This is a genomic window from Lacrimispora algidixylanolytica (assembly GCF_003609635.1).
Lineage (GTDB): Bacteria > Bacillota > Clostridia > Lachnospirales > Lachnospiraceae > Lacrimispora > Lacrimispora algidixylanolytica.
Map to the genome: position 1 here is coordinate 141616 of NZ_MCIA01000008.1, position 15643 is coordinate 157258.

Here is a 15643-nt window from a genome sequence, read left to right on the forward strand (position 1 = left end):
ATCTCCTCTCCTACTTATAAATTCAAAGTTTACGCCTACTCCGGGTAAATTACAAGTCTTGAAAAAAAGTTAATTTTGTGGTAATATAAATACTAAGAAAGGCAGAATTACCTGTCTTTTTTTCTTTTATTTTCCAATCTCTTTCTCTCAAGAAAGCCTCTATGACCCTAGATTTTACGATAAAATGGGCATTTCTTCATAACTCTTAATTTTCTCCATTACCATAATACGGAAATGTTACAAAATTATTAATTTTTTGCGCATTTCTTACGCATTCTTACGCCTTTTTTACTTGGCTTGACCTTGGACCTACTCCATGGTTTAAAGTCACACTATCAGCGAACGACGCTGGAGAACAATAGGAGTTTGAAAGGAGATTGAATATGAAAAAACAGAAACTGAAATGGATTGTACCCTGCGCGGCTGCGCTTTTTACCATAGGTGCCTCAATGACATCTTTCGCAGCACAGGGTTGGGTCGAGGAAAACAATTCTTGGGTTTTTTACAACAATGATGGAGACCGTGCATCTGATAGCTGGAAGAAATCAGGAGATAGCTGGTTCTACCTTGATGATGACGGCCAGATGGTTGACAATCAGCTCGTAGAGTCTGATGGCAACTACTACTATGTAAACTCTAATGGTGCAATGGTAACCAACGAGTGGCGTGAACTTCCTTCCGATGATGATGATGATGACGAAGATGGACAGAGCTCATACTGGTATTACTTTGGAAGCAACGGTAAAGCTTATAAAGCAACCAATTCCGGTAAGACAAACTTTAAGTCTGTAAAGATCGCTAATGGCGAAGTTCGTGACTACGCATTCGATAATGACGGCAGAATGCTTTTTGGCTGGGTAAACGAAGATGCAGCACGTGTTACCGGCGATGACGCTTGGAAAGAAGGAACCTATTTCTTAGGAGCTAATAACGACGGCGCAAAGACAAGCAATGCATGGAAATCTATCGATGTTGATGATAATGACAACTCAAAAGAGAACTTTGACGGAAAATACTGGTTCTACTTCGGAGCAAATGGTAAGAAGATGAAAGATACTTCTAAGACCATCAACGGACGTAAATACCGTTTCAATGAATTCGGTGCTGCAGAATCTGAGTGGTATGAGAAGGCAACTTCTGCAACTGCAACCAATGCAAATCAGTATTACAACCTTCCAGAGCAGTCATGGCTTGCTAAGGGCTGGTTCAAAACAGTTCCTAGTGAAACGATTGACGCAGAAGCACATGATAATGGCGATGAGTACTGGTTCTACTCAAACACTAGTGGTGATTTAGTAGCTAGCCAGATCAAGACCATCAATGGCTTAAGATATGCATTCAATGAAAAGGGAGAAATGCTTGACGGACTTTACAAGCTTACCTTTGATTCTAGCAAAAAGATCACTTCTTATGATGAGATCGAAACAGAAGCAGATTTCCCAGCAGTAGGCGATGAAGGCGAAGTTTACTACTTCGGTACCTCTCCAAAAGAAGGTGCTATGACTACTGGTAAGACTACCATTGATATCGATGGCGAGAAGTACACTTACAACTTCCGTAAATCCGGAAGCAACAAGGGTGCTGGCTACAACGGCATCAACGATGACAGTATCTACATCCAGGGCCGTATGTTAAAGGCTGATAAAGATGATAAGTACAAAGTCATTGAATTCAACAGCAAAGAGTACTTAGTTGGTACAAGCGGAAAGCTTGCTAAGAATAAGTCAAACGTTCAGGATGGCGATGGCAAGTACTACAAGACCAACAGTGACGGAACGATCAAAGAATCCGGTTACGACAAATTAAAGTAATTCACTAACAGCAGCCCTCGGCACTCTCCGGGGCTGCTGTTTTTTTTGCGTTAATTATCTGTTCCTTTCTAAATCCAACCACTTGCATGGCCATTTTACAAGTGATAAGATAGAAATAAAAGGAAAAGGATGGATCCCCTTATGTATCAGGCATATTTGTTTGTTCATTTTAAGGAAAAAGAAACCCCAGACGGAGAACAGGTTTACTTTGGGTTAAGCCAAGACGGCTTTCACTGGGAAGAGACAAATGGAGGAGCGCCAATTCTCACTAGCGCCATTGGTGAGCAAGGTGTCAGGGACTTTACCATCTTACGAAAAGAAGATGGGACTTACTGCATTCTGGCCACGGATTTAAGTCTTGCCAGAAATTTCAAAACAAAGTATAAAGGAAGTTGGGACGAGGTCGGCAAAAACGGAAGTAAATCACTCATACTCTGGCAGTCAGCCGATCTAATCCACTGGTCTAAACCTCAGGCAATTTCATTTGTTGATGAATCCTTTGGTTGCGTTTGGGCACCTGATATCATAAGGGATGAGAAAACTGGAGAATATATCATTCATTGGTCCTCCTCCCATTCTTCCAATCATTACGGACCTAAGAAAATATATGGCACAAGAACTAGAGACTTTGAGCATTTTACCCCACCTTTTGTTCTTTTCGAGAGGGATGAAATCGGAATCATCGATTCTGCCATGTATCAGGAAAATGGCCGTTATTATCTTTTTGTTAAAAGCGAAGCAAACCCGGAAACTATTATGTTGCTGCAATCAGATTCTGTGACAGGTCCCTTTACTCCCATTAAAGCGTTTTCCGAGGAGATGAAAAAGCTGGAACAGGGCCAGTACGAAGCCCCTACTGCATTTCGTATGGAAGACGGACGCTGGTGCCTGCTTTTGGATTTTTATGGAACCGTTAAGGAAAAACAGGGATACATTCCATTTGTTTCTGATGATATACATACTGGACGTTTTATTAGAAGTGATGAATCTTTTTTCTTTCCCTACGGTTTTAAGCACGGAACCGTGCTCACACTTACAAATCAGGAATATGAGCGCTTAAAAAAAGCTTATTTATAAAGAAAAATTTGGCATAATAAATTTCGTCTTTCGGTCTACAATAATAGAAGTAACAGTCAATGAAGGAGGGTTTATCTATGTTAGTAGGCGGAAAAAACGAATGTATCGCATGTACCATCGACAACTGCACCTATCACGCAAAAAGTGAGGATTACTGTACTCTGGAAAAAATCCAGGTAGGTACTCACGAACAGAATCCAACCAAGAAAGAATGCACCGATTGTGAATCTTTCAAAAACCAGGCATAAAATCCAGATTTAATTTCCTCCCAAAAACTGCGCAGAAGTCACTGCGCAGTTTTTTATGAAAAAGTTATGACTTGCCGTACTCTAGAGCAGACTCTCTGCCACAAGAGTGGCGATTTTTCTTATGCGTGCCATGTGAAGCCAGCTCGGTAGAGCTTTTTATGCATTAGTACTCGATTTCCTATTACATAAAAAGCTGCAGGAGATTTCCCTGCAGCTAATAATATTTCTAATTTATGATTCGTAAAGAGGATACTTGTCACAGATCTTTGTTACTTCGCCTCTGATATAATCTGCTTGATTCTCAAAATCCGTAGCAACCAGCCAGATGCATTCTGCAATCTTTTCCATGTCCTCTTCCTTAAGACCTCTTGAAGTAACCGCTGGAGTTCCGATTCTTACACCAGATGTAACAAATGGACTTTTGGGATCGTTTGGTATGGAGTTTTTATTTAAGGTGAGGTAAACCTCATCACAGCGATTCTGAAGCTCTTTACCGGTCACTTCCATGCCTCTTAAGTCGATCAGCATAAGATGGTTGTCTGTTCCTTCGGTAAGAATGTGAAAACCTTGTTTCATAAGAGCGGCTGCCAGCGCTTTTGCATTCTTTACTACCTGCTCCTGGTACGTGGTAAACTCAGGTTTTAAAGCTTCTCCAAAGCAAACTGCCTTACCTGCAATCACGTGCTCCAGTGGTCCACCCTGAATTCCTGGGAATATGGCCTTGTTAAAATTAAATTTATCTGCAGCTTCCTGATTGGCTAAAATCAGTCCGCCTCTTGGTCCACGAAGTGTCTTATGAGTCGTAGTGGTCACTACATCTGCATAAGGAATTGGACTTGGGTGAAGACCTGCTGCTACAAGACCAGCAATATGAGCCATATCAACCATTAAATAAGCACCAACCTTATCTGCTACCTCACGAAATCTTTTAAAATCAATGACTCTTGCATAAGCACTTGCGCCAGCTACGATTAATTTTGGTTTATTCTCAATGGCAAGACGCTCCATCTCATCATAATCTAGAAATCCATTATCATCAACGCCATAAGGAACAATATTAAAATAGAGACCGGAGAAGTTCACAGGGCTTCCGTGAGTTAAATGTCCACCATGGTTTAAGTTCATACCAAGAACCGTATCTCCATGCTGAAGCATGGCAAGGAATACTGCCATATTAGCTTGTGCACCAGAGTGAGGCTGAACATTGGCATAGTCACACCCAAACAGCTCTTTGGCGCGCTCTATGGCAATAGTCTCAACGACATCCACTTCTTCGCAACCGCCATAATAGCGTTTTCCAGGGTAACCCTCGGCATATTTATTGGTAAGAACGGAGCCCATTGCCATCATAACTGGTTCTGAAACAATATTCTCCGATGCGATCAGCTCTAAATTTCTTCTCTGACGTGCGCATTCCTTCTCAATGGCTTCACCAACTTCTCTATCATAGCCGGTAATAAACTTCATTACTTCATTTACCATATCCATTCCCTCACATTCCTTTAAAAAGTGCCACTTTTGTATTTTGGTCGATTATATAGCTACTTCCCTATTATGTCAAGACTTTCTATGATTCCTTCAAAATCTTGTAATTTTTTATAACGATCTGCAACGATTTATTTCCATTGTACTCATTCACCGTGGGATAATAAATCACATCCAACTTACGACTGTCCAAAAGTTCCTCAAGAAAAGAATCTCCATTGGCAAAAAGCAGCGCGTCCATTGGCATTCCCTGACCAGAGGCAAGAGAAAACTTTACCACGTTTCTGTTCTTTCCAAGAACTCTGACACTTCGAATAGACAATCCCTTTTGGGCAAACAAGGGCTTTTCATTTCCTTGTCCAAAAGGTTCTAAAAGATCCAGCTCTTCTATTAAAGGTTCATCTATGTAATCAAGAGGCATGGGGACATCAATCCATATTTTACGAACGAAATCATCTTCCCCAAGCTTTGCAAGTTCATTTAAACGGTTGCGAAGCGGTTCTACGTTCTCTCTTTCAAGGGAAAGTCCCGCTGCCATTGGGTGCCCTCCAAATTTTACTAAAAGATCCTTTACTTCTACCAATGCATCAAACATATGATACGCTTCGATGGAGCGACCAGATCCCTTTACCCCTTCCTCTCCATCGGTTAAAACAAAGGAGGGCTTTTGGTATTGCTCACGCAGTCTTCCTGCTATAATACCTGCTAACGACTCATGACAGTCAGGCAGATATACCACCAGCACTTTGTCATTTTGGTGTAAAGATTCTACCTGCTCTATGGCTTTTTCCGTTCCCTGTTTTGTCATGGTCTTTCTCTGATCGTTTAGATCCTTTAATTCCTGGGCCATACGGTCCGCTTCTTCTTCACTTTCACTTAGGAGCAGAGATAGGGCAAGTTTTGCCGTATGAAGACGCCCTCCTGCATTTAAACAAGGTCCGATGACAAAGCCAATTTGATAGCCTGTAATCGCATCCGGATCCAGATTATTCTTTTCAATCAGCTTTTTAAGACCAAGACTTTTTGTCTGCCCCATTCTCTTTAAGCCTACCTTTACGATGATGCGGTTCTCATCTTGAAGCTTCATCACATCTCCAACCGTAGCTATGGCTGCGAACTCTATCATCTCCAGCCATTTCTCCTGTGGTATGGAATAAGCTTCATAAAGAGCCTGTACCAGCTTATAAGCCACCAGTCCGCCGCAGATCTCAGGGTATGGGTAGGAACAGTCCATCTGCTTGGGATTGATGATGGCATCTGCTGGAGGAAGGACTTCCACTCCATCTTCCTTCCTGATATCATGATGATCCGTAATAAGCACCGTTAAACCCAGTTCCTTTGCAAGGGCTATCTGAGTTGTCGCTGCAATTCCATTGTCACAGGTTAAGATGGTATCAATCCCGTCTTTAGCCGCCTGGCGGATAATAGATTCATTAATCCCGTATCCATCTTTAATCCGGTCCGGAATCTCATAATCTGCATAAGCTCCAATCTCGTTGAGTGCACGGTATAAAAGATAAGTAGAACAGACTCCATCAATATCGTAATCTCCTACGATTCTAATTCTCTTTTTCTCGCGGATCTTTTCCATTAATATCGTAACTGTAAGTTTCATGTCTTTTAAAAAATAGGGACTGTACAGATCCTTTAATCCGCCGTTTAGATATTTATCCATGGATTCCATTCCAACCACATCCCGGTTTCGTATGATTCTCGCCGTAACCGGAGAAATCCCATGATACTTTGCCAACTCCTCAAAATCTGCCCGTTTTGTTTGTAGCATCCATTTTTCTGCTGCCATGTTTTTAATTCTCCCTGTCAGCCAAATAAAACCGGCTTTTCTTTCTCTTTTTCGTCGCTTACGCTAGAACTTAGTAAATCCCGTCTAGCTTTTCTCCCCAGTATTTTAACTCTTTCCGTCTTTCCATGTAATCTGGAAGTACCTGGGCCACTACGCTCCAGAACTGCCTGGAATGGTTCATATGGAGCCGATGAGCCAGCTCATGAACCACCACATAGTCCGCAAGGGCCTCTGGAAGAAGTACAAGTCGCCAGTTAAAGTTTATATTTCCCTTTCCGCTGCAGCTCCCCCACCGAGTTGCTTGATCCCTTATGGAAATCCGCTCAAAAGTGACCTTCATAAGCATCGCCCACTGTGCGGTCTTTTTTTCTAAGTATCCTTTTACCTTTTTCCGGTACCAAAGCTTCATAACTTCCTTGACTTTTAGCTGATATTCCAATTCCTTGCCTTCGTGAGAAGGACCCGTTACTAAAATTCCTGCTGCCGTCTCCCGAACGATATAACTTTTCTTATATGGTTCTACGGAAACATTAAAAACCACATTGTTCCCAAAAAGCAGGACAGACGCTCCATCTATCCACTGAAATTCCTGTCTTTCTTCCTGCTTTTTATGTATTTTCCACAATTGCTTGTAAAGCCAGTCCTTATTCTCCACAATCAGACGATGTCCTGCTGCCGCAGAGACTTGGTAGGGAAGCCTTACGATCACTTCTCCCTCCTTCGTCACCTGAACTGCCATGGTACGACGTTTGGACGTGATGATTTTATAATTACAAATGCTTCCATCTCGAAACGTAATGCTATCTGATTCCATACCTGCTATCACAACCTTAATCTATATGTTTGATCCATCTATCCAAAATATAATAGAGAACCTTCTATTTTCATTTATAAAAAATGAATGCACTTCAAACATCTTATTATAACATAATTTTTCCTCCCGTCAAATGACTGAACACCTGCATTTCTTTGTTTATAGAAGCATTTTTTCATATGAAAAAGGAGCTGCGCACTAATTACTTAGTGCAACAGCCCCCTGTACGGTTTTTGGTAAACAGACTATCATAGCGCATAAGCGCCTTAGATCCTCAGCTTTGCGCCCACGCCTTTCAATGGGTTTGCCTTTGGAACTATTTGTTTATCGAACTATAACAAACAACCACTACGATAATGCTTTTTTATAACGCATAGTAGTGGCTTTAACTTGATTCAGAACTGCTATTACGTCTATATCTATGCATCTATTAACCAATGTCGTATTTTACTATATTAATGTCAGCTTCTCCTTCTGTATAGAATGAGATGCCTTTTGCATCCAACGGTGTATAAATAAGAGCAGACATAGCTTGCTCCCCGTCATTTACAAATAATTCCACTGAAAATTTATCCAAAAGAAGCCTAACCTTTATTTTATGTTTTCTATCTGCAACATACATGCTTCTTTTATGTATCATATCTTTCCTTATACCTGAGTATTCTCTATTTATACTTACTTTGTTTTCCTCTGCATCATACTCTATCATGGTCTGAAATTCTTTATTTTTTGCAAAAGCTATTGAGAACACCTTGAAATTTCCTGCGTTAATTTCCACTGTCAGGTCGATACAGCGCCCTGACACTTTCTCCAAGGTCATATCACCATGAATTTTTAAATCATGAAAAGTTACTGTTTGTTTATAATACTGCGCTAGCTCCCTAACCGGATTTTGAATTAGTTTCCCACCCCTGATATTTAATTCTCTTGGAATCGTCATCATTCCTGACCACAAAAAATCATCGGGTACCAAATGATTTTCCCATGATTGCATCCACCCAATCATGATCCTTCTTCCATCCTTTGTTTCCAATGTCTGAGGTGCATAAAAGTCAAGGCCGTAATCTATGGTACCAACAGATTCTCTTGTAAATGAATGTCTGTCTTTCTCATAATTACCAATGAAGTATGCAGTTCCATTTCCATTATGAAACTCCAATCCCTTAGCAATCATATCTTGAGGCGAAATCAAAAGTACCTGTTTTCCATCTAAGGCAAAAAAATCTGGGCATTCCCACATTTTACCATACTCATTTTTACAGCTGTCCAGGACGGTAATATAGTTCCAATCTGTCAGATTCTCAGACCGAAACAATACTATTTGTCCGCTACCATCTGCACTCCTGCTTCCAACCGCTGCATAAAAGCTATCTTGTTCCTTCCATATCTTCGGATCTCTAAAATCAGTTAAACTGCTGCCTTTTGGAAGTTGTTCATGCGTAATGACCGGATTGTTTTCCAGTTTTTCATAATCTTTTCCATCGCCAACCGCGATACACTGTGTCTGAAAAATAGCGGAAGAACCGTCTTCTCTCTTTTTTTCCTGCACTCCCGTGTACATGAGCACATGCTTTTCTTCATATTCCAAAGCACTGCCTGAGAAACAGCCTTGGGCATCATATTCCCTATCAGGAGCTAATGCCGTCTGTAATTGCTCCCATTTTATCAAATCTTTGGATTTACTGTGTCCCCAGTGCATTAGTCCGTTTCTTGTCTCATAGGGATTGTATTGATAAAACAGATGATACTCCCCCTTATAAACAGAAAATCCATTGGGGTCATTAATCCAGCCAACCGGAGCACTTACATGAAAAGAAGGTCTTTGCTCCTGTGGAATCTCCCTACCCATTATCTGTTCATATTCTCTGGCCTTTTCTAACTTTTCTTTATTTACTTCCACGATCTCTTTCCTCCTCGTAATATTTATCAGTATTATTTTTGTATTTTTCCAAGAGTTCATCTATTTCGTCTTTATCCGGCATCACACACAAAGCCCCCGGTCTCGTTGTAATAATAGCCGCACCTGCACCTGCATGGCATAATAATTCCTGTAATTTTACTTCATTAAAATGATCTAAGCCATATTCCAAGATATAGTGAATTGCAATTCCGTTAAAGGTGTCACCCGCTCCCGTGCAATCAATGGTATTACTTTGAATAAAAGCTTTTTGAAAGATACACTGTTTCTTATAATATGCATAGCTTCCTTCCATGCCCATTGTAGCCAGAATCAGCCTAATACCTGGATATTGCGTTTGAATCCTTTTAATCCCTTCCTCAATGTCACTTGTATCAAATAAAAACTGGATCTCGTTATCGGATATTTTTAAGACATCACATTTTGACAGCCCATAGTGAATGGCCTCTTTCGCCATTTTTTCATCAGCCCATAAAGGCAATCTTAAGTTGGGATCAAAAGTAAGGATACAACCACTCTCTGACGCTGTTTCTATTGCTTTTTGAGTGGATTTTCTTACCCCTTCAGCCGTCATCGATAACGTACCAAAATGAAATATCTTCGTCTTTGCAAAGATCTCTTCCTCAATCTCATTTTCTCTAAGCATCATATCTGCTCCAGGTTTTCGGTAGAAGGAAAAGTCTCTTTCTCCATTTTGCTTGTTTTGGACAAACGCTAATGTAGTAGGGATTTCCTCATCCATCACAAGAGCCTGTGTATCAATTCCCAGACTTGAAACCCTCTCTTTTAGCATGTGCCCGAAGGCATCATTTCCAACTTTTCCAATAAATGCGGTTTTTCTTCCAAGTTTTGTGAGTATTGCCAGTACATTACAGGGTGCCCCTCCTGGATTGGCTTCAAAAAGAGAATTTCCTTGCTTACTTTTTCCATATACGGTAAAATCAATTAACAATTCTCCCAAGGCAATAACATCATACGGTCTTTCTTGCAATTCCTTTTTCTTCATATTTCTTTCAACCTTTCAGACATACCGGGTGATTTTTTAATTAGCATAAAACATTTGAATATCTGAAAATCTAACATCACTCATTCCAAAAATACCCCACCCATTATCAACTGCACGATAAATACGATTGCTTAATACCTTAGTATTATCGAGATAAATTACAATAATTTCATTTTCCACCACTACTTTTAAATCATATTTTTTTCCGGATTGAAATTTAAAATCCGAGTATGTAATTGGTCCCGCGCTAACCTCATCCGCTACAGATTTTTTATCATAGTGAATTTTCCCTAATTGTGTATCTAATAATATGGCATACGCCTCTTTAAAGTTTCCTGTATTGCCAAAATAAAATCCCCCACCTTTTTCAGAAGCATCTTCAAAAGCAACCTTACACCTCAATAGCATCGTTGATGGTAAATCCCCAAAACTTACTCCTGCTATTTGATCCGTTTTTCCTTTCAGAATAAGGGAATTATTTTCATTCCAAGCCTTACCATAAAACGCTTCGTATGGAAGCTCTACTTCTTTATTAAAGTACTCTTCCTCAAATTGGTGAGGTATCTTAGCCTTTAGCGTACCGTCTTCGTTTTGTTCCAACTCATAGGCACATAAGTTTCCGGCCCAACTGTAGTCTTCCAAATCATCTTGATACTTTTTCCGGTCAATAAAACCAAACAGATACCGTTTTCCCTCATACTCCACTGTTTTTGCAGCATAATATGCATTTCCGTCCAGAACCGGATATTCAGGTTTTATCCATGGTCCCTCCATACTTTCACTCATTTGATAATAGGAAACGTTATTCCAGCTATAAAACAGATAATAGTACTTTCCCATTTTAAAAAGATCCGGACATTCAAGGAAATACAATTCTTTCTGCTCATAGAATGTCCCTTCCAATGACCATGTCGATAAATCTTTCGAAGTGTAAGAAAGGATACTCCCTCCTTCTTCTCCTTCTTTTCTTGCAGACACTAACATTTGATAACACTGTTTTTCATCATTGAAAAACACGAAAGGATCCCTAAAATCATTACCGCTATAGCCCCCAGGAGCCCAAAAGGTATCTTCCTGTATCTTTTCCCAGGTCACATTATCTTTACTTACTGCATGCATGATACATTCTTTATCTTTATTCACAGAAGGGTTTATGTCGTTATGTCCGGTATAGAAACAATGGTATACTCCATCTGCTAAAATAAAGCTTCCTGTACCCACCGCCAGATCTAAATCTTTCAAATCACTTCCAAACGGAATAACCACTCCGTCATCCTCATATCCATATAAATTCCTTGTAGAAAACTTATGGATAGGATGATATCCAACTCCGTTATTATCGGTATCATACAGGTAATACAACTGGAGTTTTTCACCGTCATTCAACGGCATGATATCACCCACCCACGCATTATTAGATTTCACAAACAACTTATACTCTTTTTCCTTATTTTCTACTTTCGATATTCCACTCAAATTTACCATTCTTTTGTCCACTGTTATTTGCTTCTCTTTTTCTGTATTTATATCTAAATTTCCCCCACACCACCATACGGTTAGACACACCACAATTATACAAAGAAACAGTTTTCTCATACCATAATTTCCCTCTCCTTTTAAAAAGGTGTTGTTATTGAAATCAACAACACCTTACTCTATTTACTCAGCTAAATATTTATCTAAATATGTTTGTTTCAATTGAAGATACTTTGATATACCATAGCCTTCCAGCTTTTCTAAATACGCATCCCATTCTTCGTTAACACCGCCGTTTAAAATCCACTCTGCTTTTTTTTGATTTACATATTTATCAAGATCTGTTGTATATTGTGTAACCGTATCTGTATCTTCCTGACTCATGAATACATTCGGATATACATATTTTTCAATCATATCTTTGGTATAAATATCTTTAATCCAGTCTAATCTGTATTGTGCATCAGCCGGGGAAGTTACATAAGTTCCATAGTAACTGTTCAGAATTGCCAAAGGTCCCGCAACATTTTGTGCCTGCCTCACTTCAACCGGTGATTCACTTCCAAGATCCATATGCTGCAGCATACCGCTGTCTGTCATTTCAAAGATATTAAACTTATCTTTTTCTCCGTAAGTACCCCAATTGTTCTGTATGGATTGTAATGGTTCATACATCTGATCAATCCATGCCGCTGCCAAAGCCGGATTTTTGCAGTTACTTGTCAGCACACTTCTTCCCCTGTCAAAACCACTTGTTGCACTGCTACTTTGCCTTGGAACACTTACCGTACCTGTAGGACCTGCCAATGCTGGCAACGGAATATAATCATCCACATTTGCCGCGATATTAGCGCTATCCCATGAAAAAAACAATCCGTATCGTCCTGCTTTTCCTTTCGCTACAAAAGTGGACCAGTCTTGTGTAAATACCTCCGGATCAATCACTCCCTTTGTTTGCAATTCATGCAACCAGTTAATTGCATCTTTATATCCATCCTGAGTCGCTGTGTAAAGTACTTTTTTATCATTTGTTACTGCAATATGATCGGGAACATCACCAAATCCTTTTCCAAAAGCTCCCATTAAAAAGCTTACATCTTCATTTCCACCATTAATAATAAAGGACATCGGAATGGTATTACCATTTCCTGCCGGATCCTTTTCCTTGAAGGCAATCAAAACTTCTTCCAATTCAGCCGTGGTAGTAGGAACTTTTAATCCAAGTTCATCTAACCAAGTCTTATTAATAAATGGCATATCTCCTATTGTCTGTATCGCTTCTTTATCAGAACCCAACTGCTCAATCCAAGGGAATGCATAGACATGCCCATCAGTTGCTGTTATCATGGAACGATACTCCGGATTCTCATTGAGGATAGCTTTTAAATTTGGCATATTGTTGTCAATTAACTCTTCCACTGGAATAATTACATTTTGTTTTGCATAGCGAAGTAAATCATAGTCGCTCATGCCCGCATTAAATAGTCCGTCCGGAAGACTCTTAGCCTGCGCCAATGCTAAATTTTTCTTGTCACTGAACTGATCTTCTACAAAACAGGTCCAGTCAATATGTACATTGGTTTTCTCTTCCAGTCTTTGGAAAATAACTCTATCATTCGGATTCTGCGTAGAATTTGCTGATGCATTGGTTATGAACGATAATGTAGCTGTTTCTTTCAGCGGGAATGTGATGTCTACCGGGTTTCCATCTGAGCCCTTTCCCACCGCTTCTGCTGCTCCGTCACCCTTACTCCCGCAAGCTACTGCAGACAACACCATAAATGATGCTAATAAGACTGACAATGATTTTTTCATTCTCTTTTTCATGCTTTCTCTCCTTTTTTGTTGTATATAAATTTAATCTCAACCTTTTACTGACCCAATCATAATTCCGCTGTCAAAATATTTTTGGAAGAAAGGGTACATGATCAAAAGCGGCAAACTGGATACCACAATTGTTGAATATTTTAATAATTCGGCTAATTTAGCCAACTCAGCTGTGCTCTGAATGTCTGCTATCATGCCTGTTTCTGGCGTATTCTGAATCAAAATCGAACGAAGCACCAATTGTAATGGCTGTAGTCCAGAATCATTTAAGTAAATCATTGCATCAAAATAACTGTTCCACATTCCAACAAACTGATATAGTGCCAGAACCGCAACAATCGGTTTGCAAACCGGTAACAGCACTTTAATGAAATGGACTAGCTCCGAAGCGCCATCCACACTGGAGGCTTCTCGTAATTCTTCCGGAATGGACTGATAATAAGTTCTTGCCAGAATCATGTTCCAGACACTGAAAGCCCCCGGTAAAATGACTGCCAATGGTGTATTAATTAATTGCAGGTTACCAATCACTAAATATGTAGGAATCAAGCCACCGCCAAAAAACATCGTAATGATAAATATACTATTAAAGAACCCTTTTCCCACAAAGTCTTTTTTTGACATGGGATAAGCAGCCATGATCGTGACAAGTACTGAAATAATGGTATAAGCCAACGAATAAATAGTCGAATTGATAAAACCAACCCAAATCATTTTGTTCGTCATAACTCTTTTATATGCAGTCAGTGTCCAAGTACTAAAGTCAAAACGAATCCCTTCATTCTGCAATACCGTCGGATCCATAAAGGATGCCACCACCACATAGAGCAACGGGACAACAATGATCCCCACAAAAATTGCCAGTAAAATATAGCCAATTCCCAGTAATGTTCTATCTGAAAAGGCTAACTTATTAAATTTTCTTATCTTCATAACTCCTCCTCCCCTCTATAGTCCCTGTCCGTCATTTAATTTAGCCACCACTTTGTTTACAAAGATCAATAGAATAATATTAATTACTGAATTGAACAATCCGACTGCCGTAGAGAAGCCGTAATCTCCATTTAAAAGTCCTAACTTATAGACATAGGTTGCCAGAATTTCTGATGCCCCAATATTCATATCTGTCTGCAACGCAAATGCCTTTTCAAACCCAACGCTCATAGCATTACCTGCCTGTAATATAAACTGAATCGCAATAATTGATTTAATCGCTGGCAGGTCTACATTTCTAATCTGTTGGAATACATTAGCACCGTCAATAACTGCTGCCTCCGTAAGTTCCTTACTTGCATTGGCCAAAGCTGCTGTATACATAATGGACGCCCAGCCTGCCCCCTGCCATATTCCGCTGGTTATGTATATGATTCGAAAAGCGCTTGGCATTGTCATGAAGTTGTACGATGTTCCTAACAGGTTATTAAGTGGCCCTATCGGTGATAGAAAGATACGTACCATACCGCATAGAACGATGACCGAAATAAAGTTTGGAGCATATACAATAAGTTGTATCTTTTTTTTCATTCCTGTTCGCTTGATTCTGTTAAGTAATAATGCCAGAATAATAGGGACAGGAAACCCCCATGCCAGACCATACAAACTGACCTTCAATGTGTTTAGTAAATAGCTCATAAAATCGGGAGAAGATAAAAATCTTTGAAAGTATTTAAACCCCACCCAGTCGCTTCCGATAATTCCCTTCATTGCACTGTAATCCTTGAAAGCAAGCAGAACTCCCCCCATAGGAAGATATTTAAATATTACAGTCAGCAAAAATGCCGGAAGCATGAAGATTATATATAGCTGCCAATTTTTTTGAATATATTTCCATTTGTTTTTCCTGCTGTAGGAATTATTTTTATTTATAACTTCACTTGCAGTACCTTTCATTTTAACCCTCCCATTTTACATTTGCACACACGATTATTTTTCCATAGTACAACTTGTGCATAAATACTATATTTTTTCGAATCAAAGTAGCTTTTATGTTCACATATTACCACCCTACTTGTAATTTGTCAATATTGTTTTGTTTTATTTATTTCAAATGCACAATGTTTTTGTCTTATTTTTTTACATTTGACACTTAAAAAGGGCGATTCAATATAAATCTCAAGTTTTTTCATTTTTAAAGTTTACATTTGACACTATTATGTAAATAATGTATTATAAATGTAAAC

General features: G+C 39.5%; 12 protein-coding genes and 1 riboswitch. Of the genes, 3 read left to right on the forward strand and 9 right to left on the reverse strand.

What is annotated here, in order from left to right; genetic code table 11:
* Positions 1-383: 383 nt before the first annotated feature.
* From BET01_RS07155 to BET01_RS07165, 3 genes are all read left to right on the forward strand, one after another.
* Positions 384-1811 (forward strand): cell wall-binding protein, encoded by a 1428-nt coding sequence (locus BET01_RS07155; protein ID WP_120196126.1) that lies wholly within the window; start codon positions 384-386, stop codon positions 1809-1811.
* Positions 1812-1952: 141 nt separating this feature from the next.
* Positions 1953-2888, forward strand: coding sequence for a glycoside hydrolase family 43 protein (locus BET01_RS07160; protein ID WP_120196127.1), 936 nt, complete (start codon positions 1953-1955; stop codon positions 2886-2888).
* 77 nt (positions 2889-2965) lie between these two features.
* On the forward strand, positions 2966-3136 hold the full coding sequence (locus tag BET01_RS07165; protein ID WP_120196128.1) for a DUF1540 domain-containing protein: 171 nt from the start codon (positions 2966-2968) through the stop codon (positions 3134-3136).
* 231 nt (positions 3137-3367) lie between these two features.
* On the opposite strand, the gene glyA is transcribed toward BET01_RS07165, so the two are convergent.
* The 9 genes from glyA to BET01_RS07210 form a co-directional block, all read right to left on the reverse strand.
* Entirely contained in the window at positions 3368-4618 is a 1251-nt protein-coding gene (gene glyA / locus BET01_RS07170) for a serine hydroxymethyltransferase (RefSeq protein ID WP_120196154.1), read from the reverse strand.
* A gap of 85 nt (positions 4619-4703) precedes the next feature.
* Complete coding sequence (gene recJ, locus BET01_RS07175; RefSeq protein ID WP_120196129.1) at positions 4704-6422, reverse strand: single-stranded-DNA-specific exonuclease RecJ; 1719 nt, start codon at positions 6420-6422, stop codon at positions 4704-4706.
* A gap of 70 nt (positions 6423-6492) precedes the next feature.
* Positions 6493-7236: a M48 family metallopeptidase gene (locus BET01_RS07180; protein WP_243117146.1), complete on the reverse strand. Its 744-nt coding sequence runs from the start codon at positions 7234-7236 to the stop codon at positions 6493-6495.
* A gap of 232 nt (positions 7237-7468) precedes the next feature.
* Positions 7469-7555: riboswitch (cyclic di-GMP riboswitch) on the reverse strand.
* 111 nt (positions 7556-7666) lie between these two features.
* Positions 7667-9136 carry a glycoside hydrolase family 32 protein gene (locus tag BET01_RS07185; RefSeq protein ID WP_330512531.1) on the reverse strand — a complete coding sequence of 490 codons (1470 nt, stop codon included), beginning with the start codon at positions 9134-9136 and terminating at the stop codon, positions 7667-7669.
* Positions 9123-10160, reverse strand: a complete 1038-nt coding sequence (locus BET01_RS07190) for a carbohydrate kinase family protein (protein ID WP_120196131.1) — start codon at positions 10158-10160, stop codon at positions 9123-9125. The genes BET01_RS07185 and BET01_RS07190 overlap by 14 nt, the downstream gene beginning before the upstream one ends.
* A 36-nt stretch (positions 10161-10196) precedes the next feature.
* Complete coding sequence (locus BET01_RS07195) at positions 10197-11756, reverse strand: glycoside hydrolase family protein (protein WP_120196132.1); 1560 nt, start codon at positions 11754-11756, stop codon at positions 10197-10199.
* Between the two features lie 63 nt (positions 11757-11819).
* Positions 11820-13463 carry a type 2 periplasmic-binding domain-containing protein gene (locus BET01_RS07200; protein WP_120196133.1) on the reverse strand — a complete coding sequence of 548 codons (1644 nt, stop codon included), beginning with the start codon at positions 13461-13463 and terminating at the stop codon, positions 11820-11822.
* A 36-nt stretch (positions 13464-13499) separates the two neighbouring features.
* Positions 13500-14396 carry a carbohydrate ABC transporter permease gene (locus BET01_RS07205; RefSeq protein WP_120196134.1) on the reverse strand — a complete coding sequence of 299 codons (897 nt, stop codon included), beginning with the start codon at positions 14394-14396 and terminating at the stop codon, positions 13500-13502.
* Between the two features lie 15 nt (positions 14397-14411).
* Positions 14412-15353, reverse strand: a complete 942-nt coding sequence (locus BET01_RS07210) for an ABC transporter permease (protein ID WP_120196135.1) — start codon at positions 15351-15353, stop codon at positions 14412-14414.
* Between the last annotated feature and the right edge of the window lie 290 nt (positions 15354-15643).

Coding starts and splice junctions, on each gene's coding strand:
- BET01_RS07190 (WP_120196131.1), bottom strand. CDS start 10,160: ATGAAGAAAAAGGAATTGCAAGAAAGACCGTATGATGTTATTGCCTTG.
- BET01_RS07165 (WP_120196128.1), top strand. CDS start 2,966: ATGTTAGTAGGCGGAAAAAACGAATGTATCGCATGTACCATCGACAAC.
- BET01_RS07195 (WP_120196132.1), bottom strand. CDS start 11,756: ATGAGAAAACTGTTTCTTTGTATAATTGTGGTGTGTCTAACCGTATGG.
- BET01_RS07205 (WP_120196134.1), bottom strand. CDS start 14,396: ATGAAGATAAGAAAATTTAATAAGTTAGCCTTTTCAGATAGAACATTA.
- BET01_RS07160 (WP_120196127.1), top strand. CDS start 1,953: ATGTATCAGGCATATTTGTTTGTTCATTTTAAGGAAAAAGAAACCCCA.
- BET01_RS07210 (WP_120196135.1), bottom strand. CDS start 15,353: ATGAAAGGTACTGCAAGTGAAGTTATAAATAAAAATAATTCCTACAGC.
- BET01_RS07155 (WP_120196126.1), top strand. CDS start 384: ATGAAAAAACAGAAACTGAAATGGATTGTACCCTGCGCGGCTGCGCTT.
- glyA (WP_120196154.1), bottom strand. CDS start 4,618: ATGGTAAATGAAGTAATGAAGTTTATTACCGGCTATGATAGAGAAGTT.
- recJ (WP_120196129.1), bottom strand. CDS start 6,422: ATGGCAGCAGAAAAATGGATGCTACAAACAAAACGGGCAGATTTTGAG.
- BET01_RS07180 (WP_243117146.1), bottom strand. CDS start 7,236: ATGGAATCAGATAGCATTACGTTTCGAGATGGAAGCATTTGTAATTAT.
- BET01_RS07200 (WP_120196133.1), bottom strand. CDS start 13,463: ATGAAAAAGAGAATGAAAAAATCATTGTCAGTCTTATTAGCATCATTT.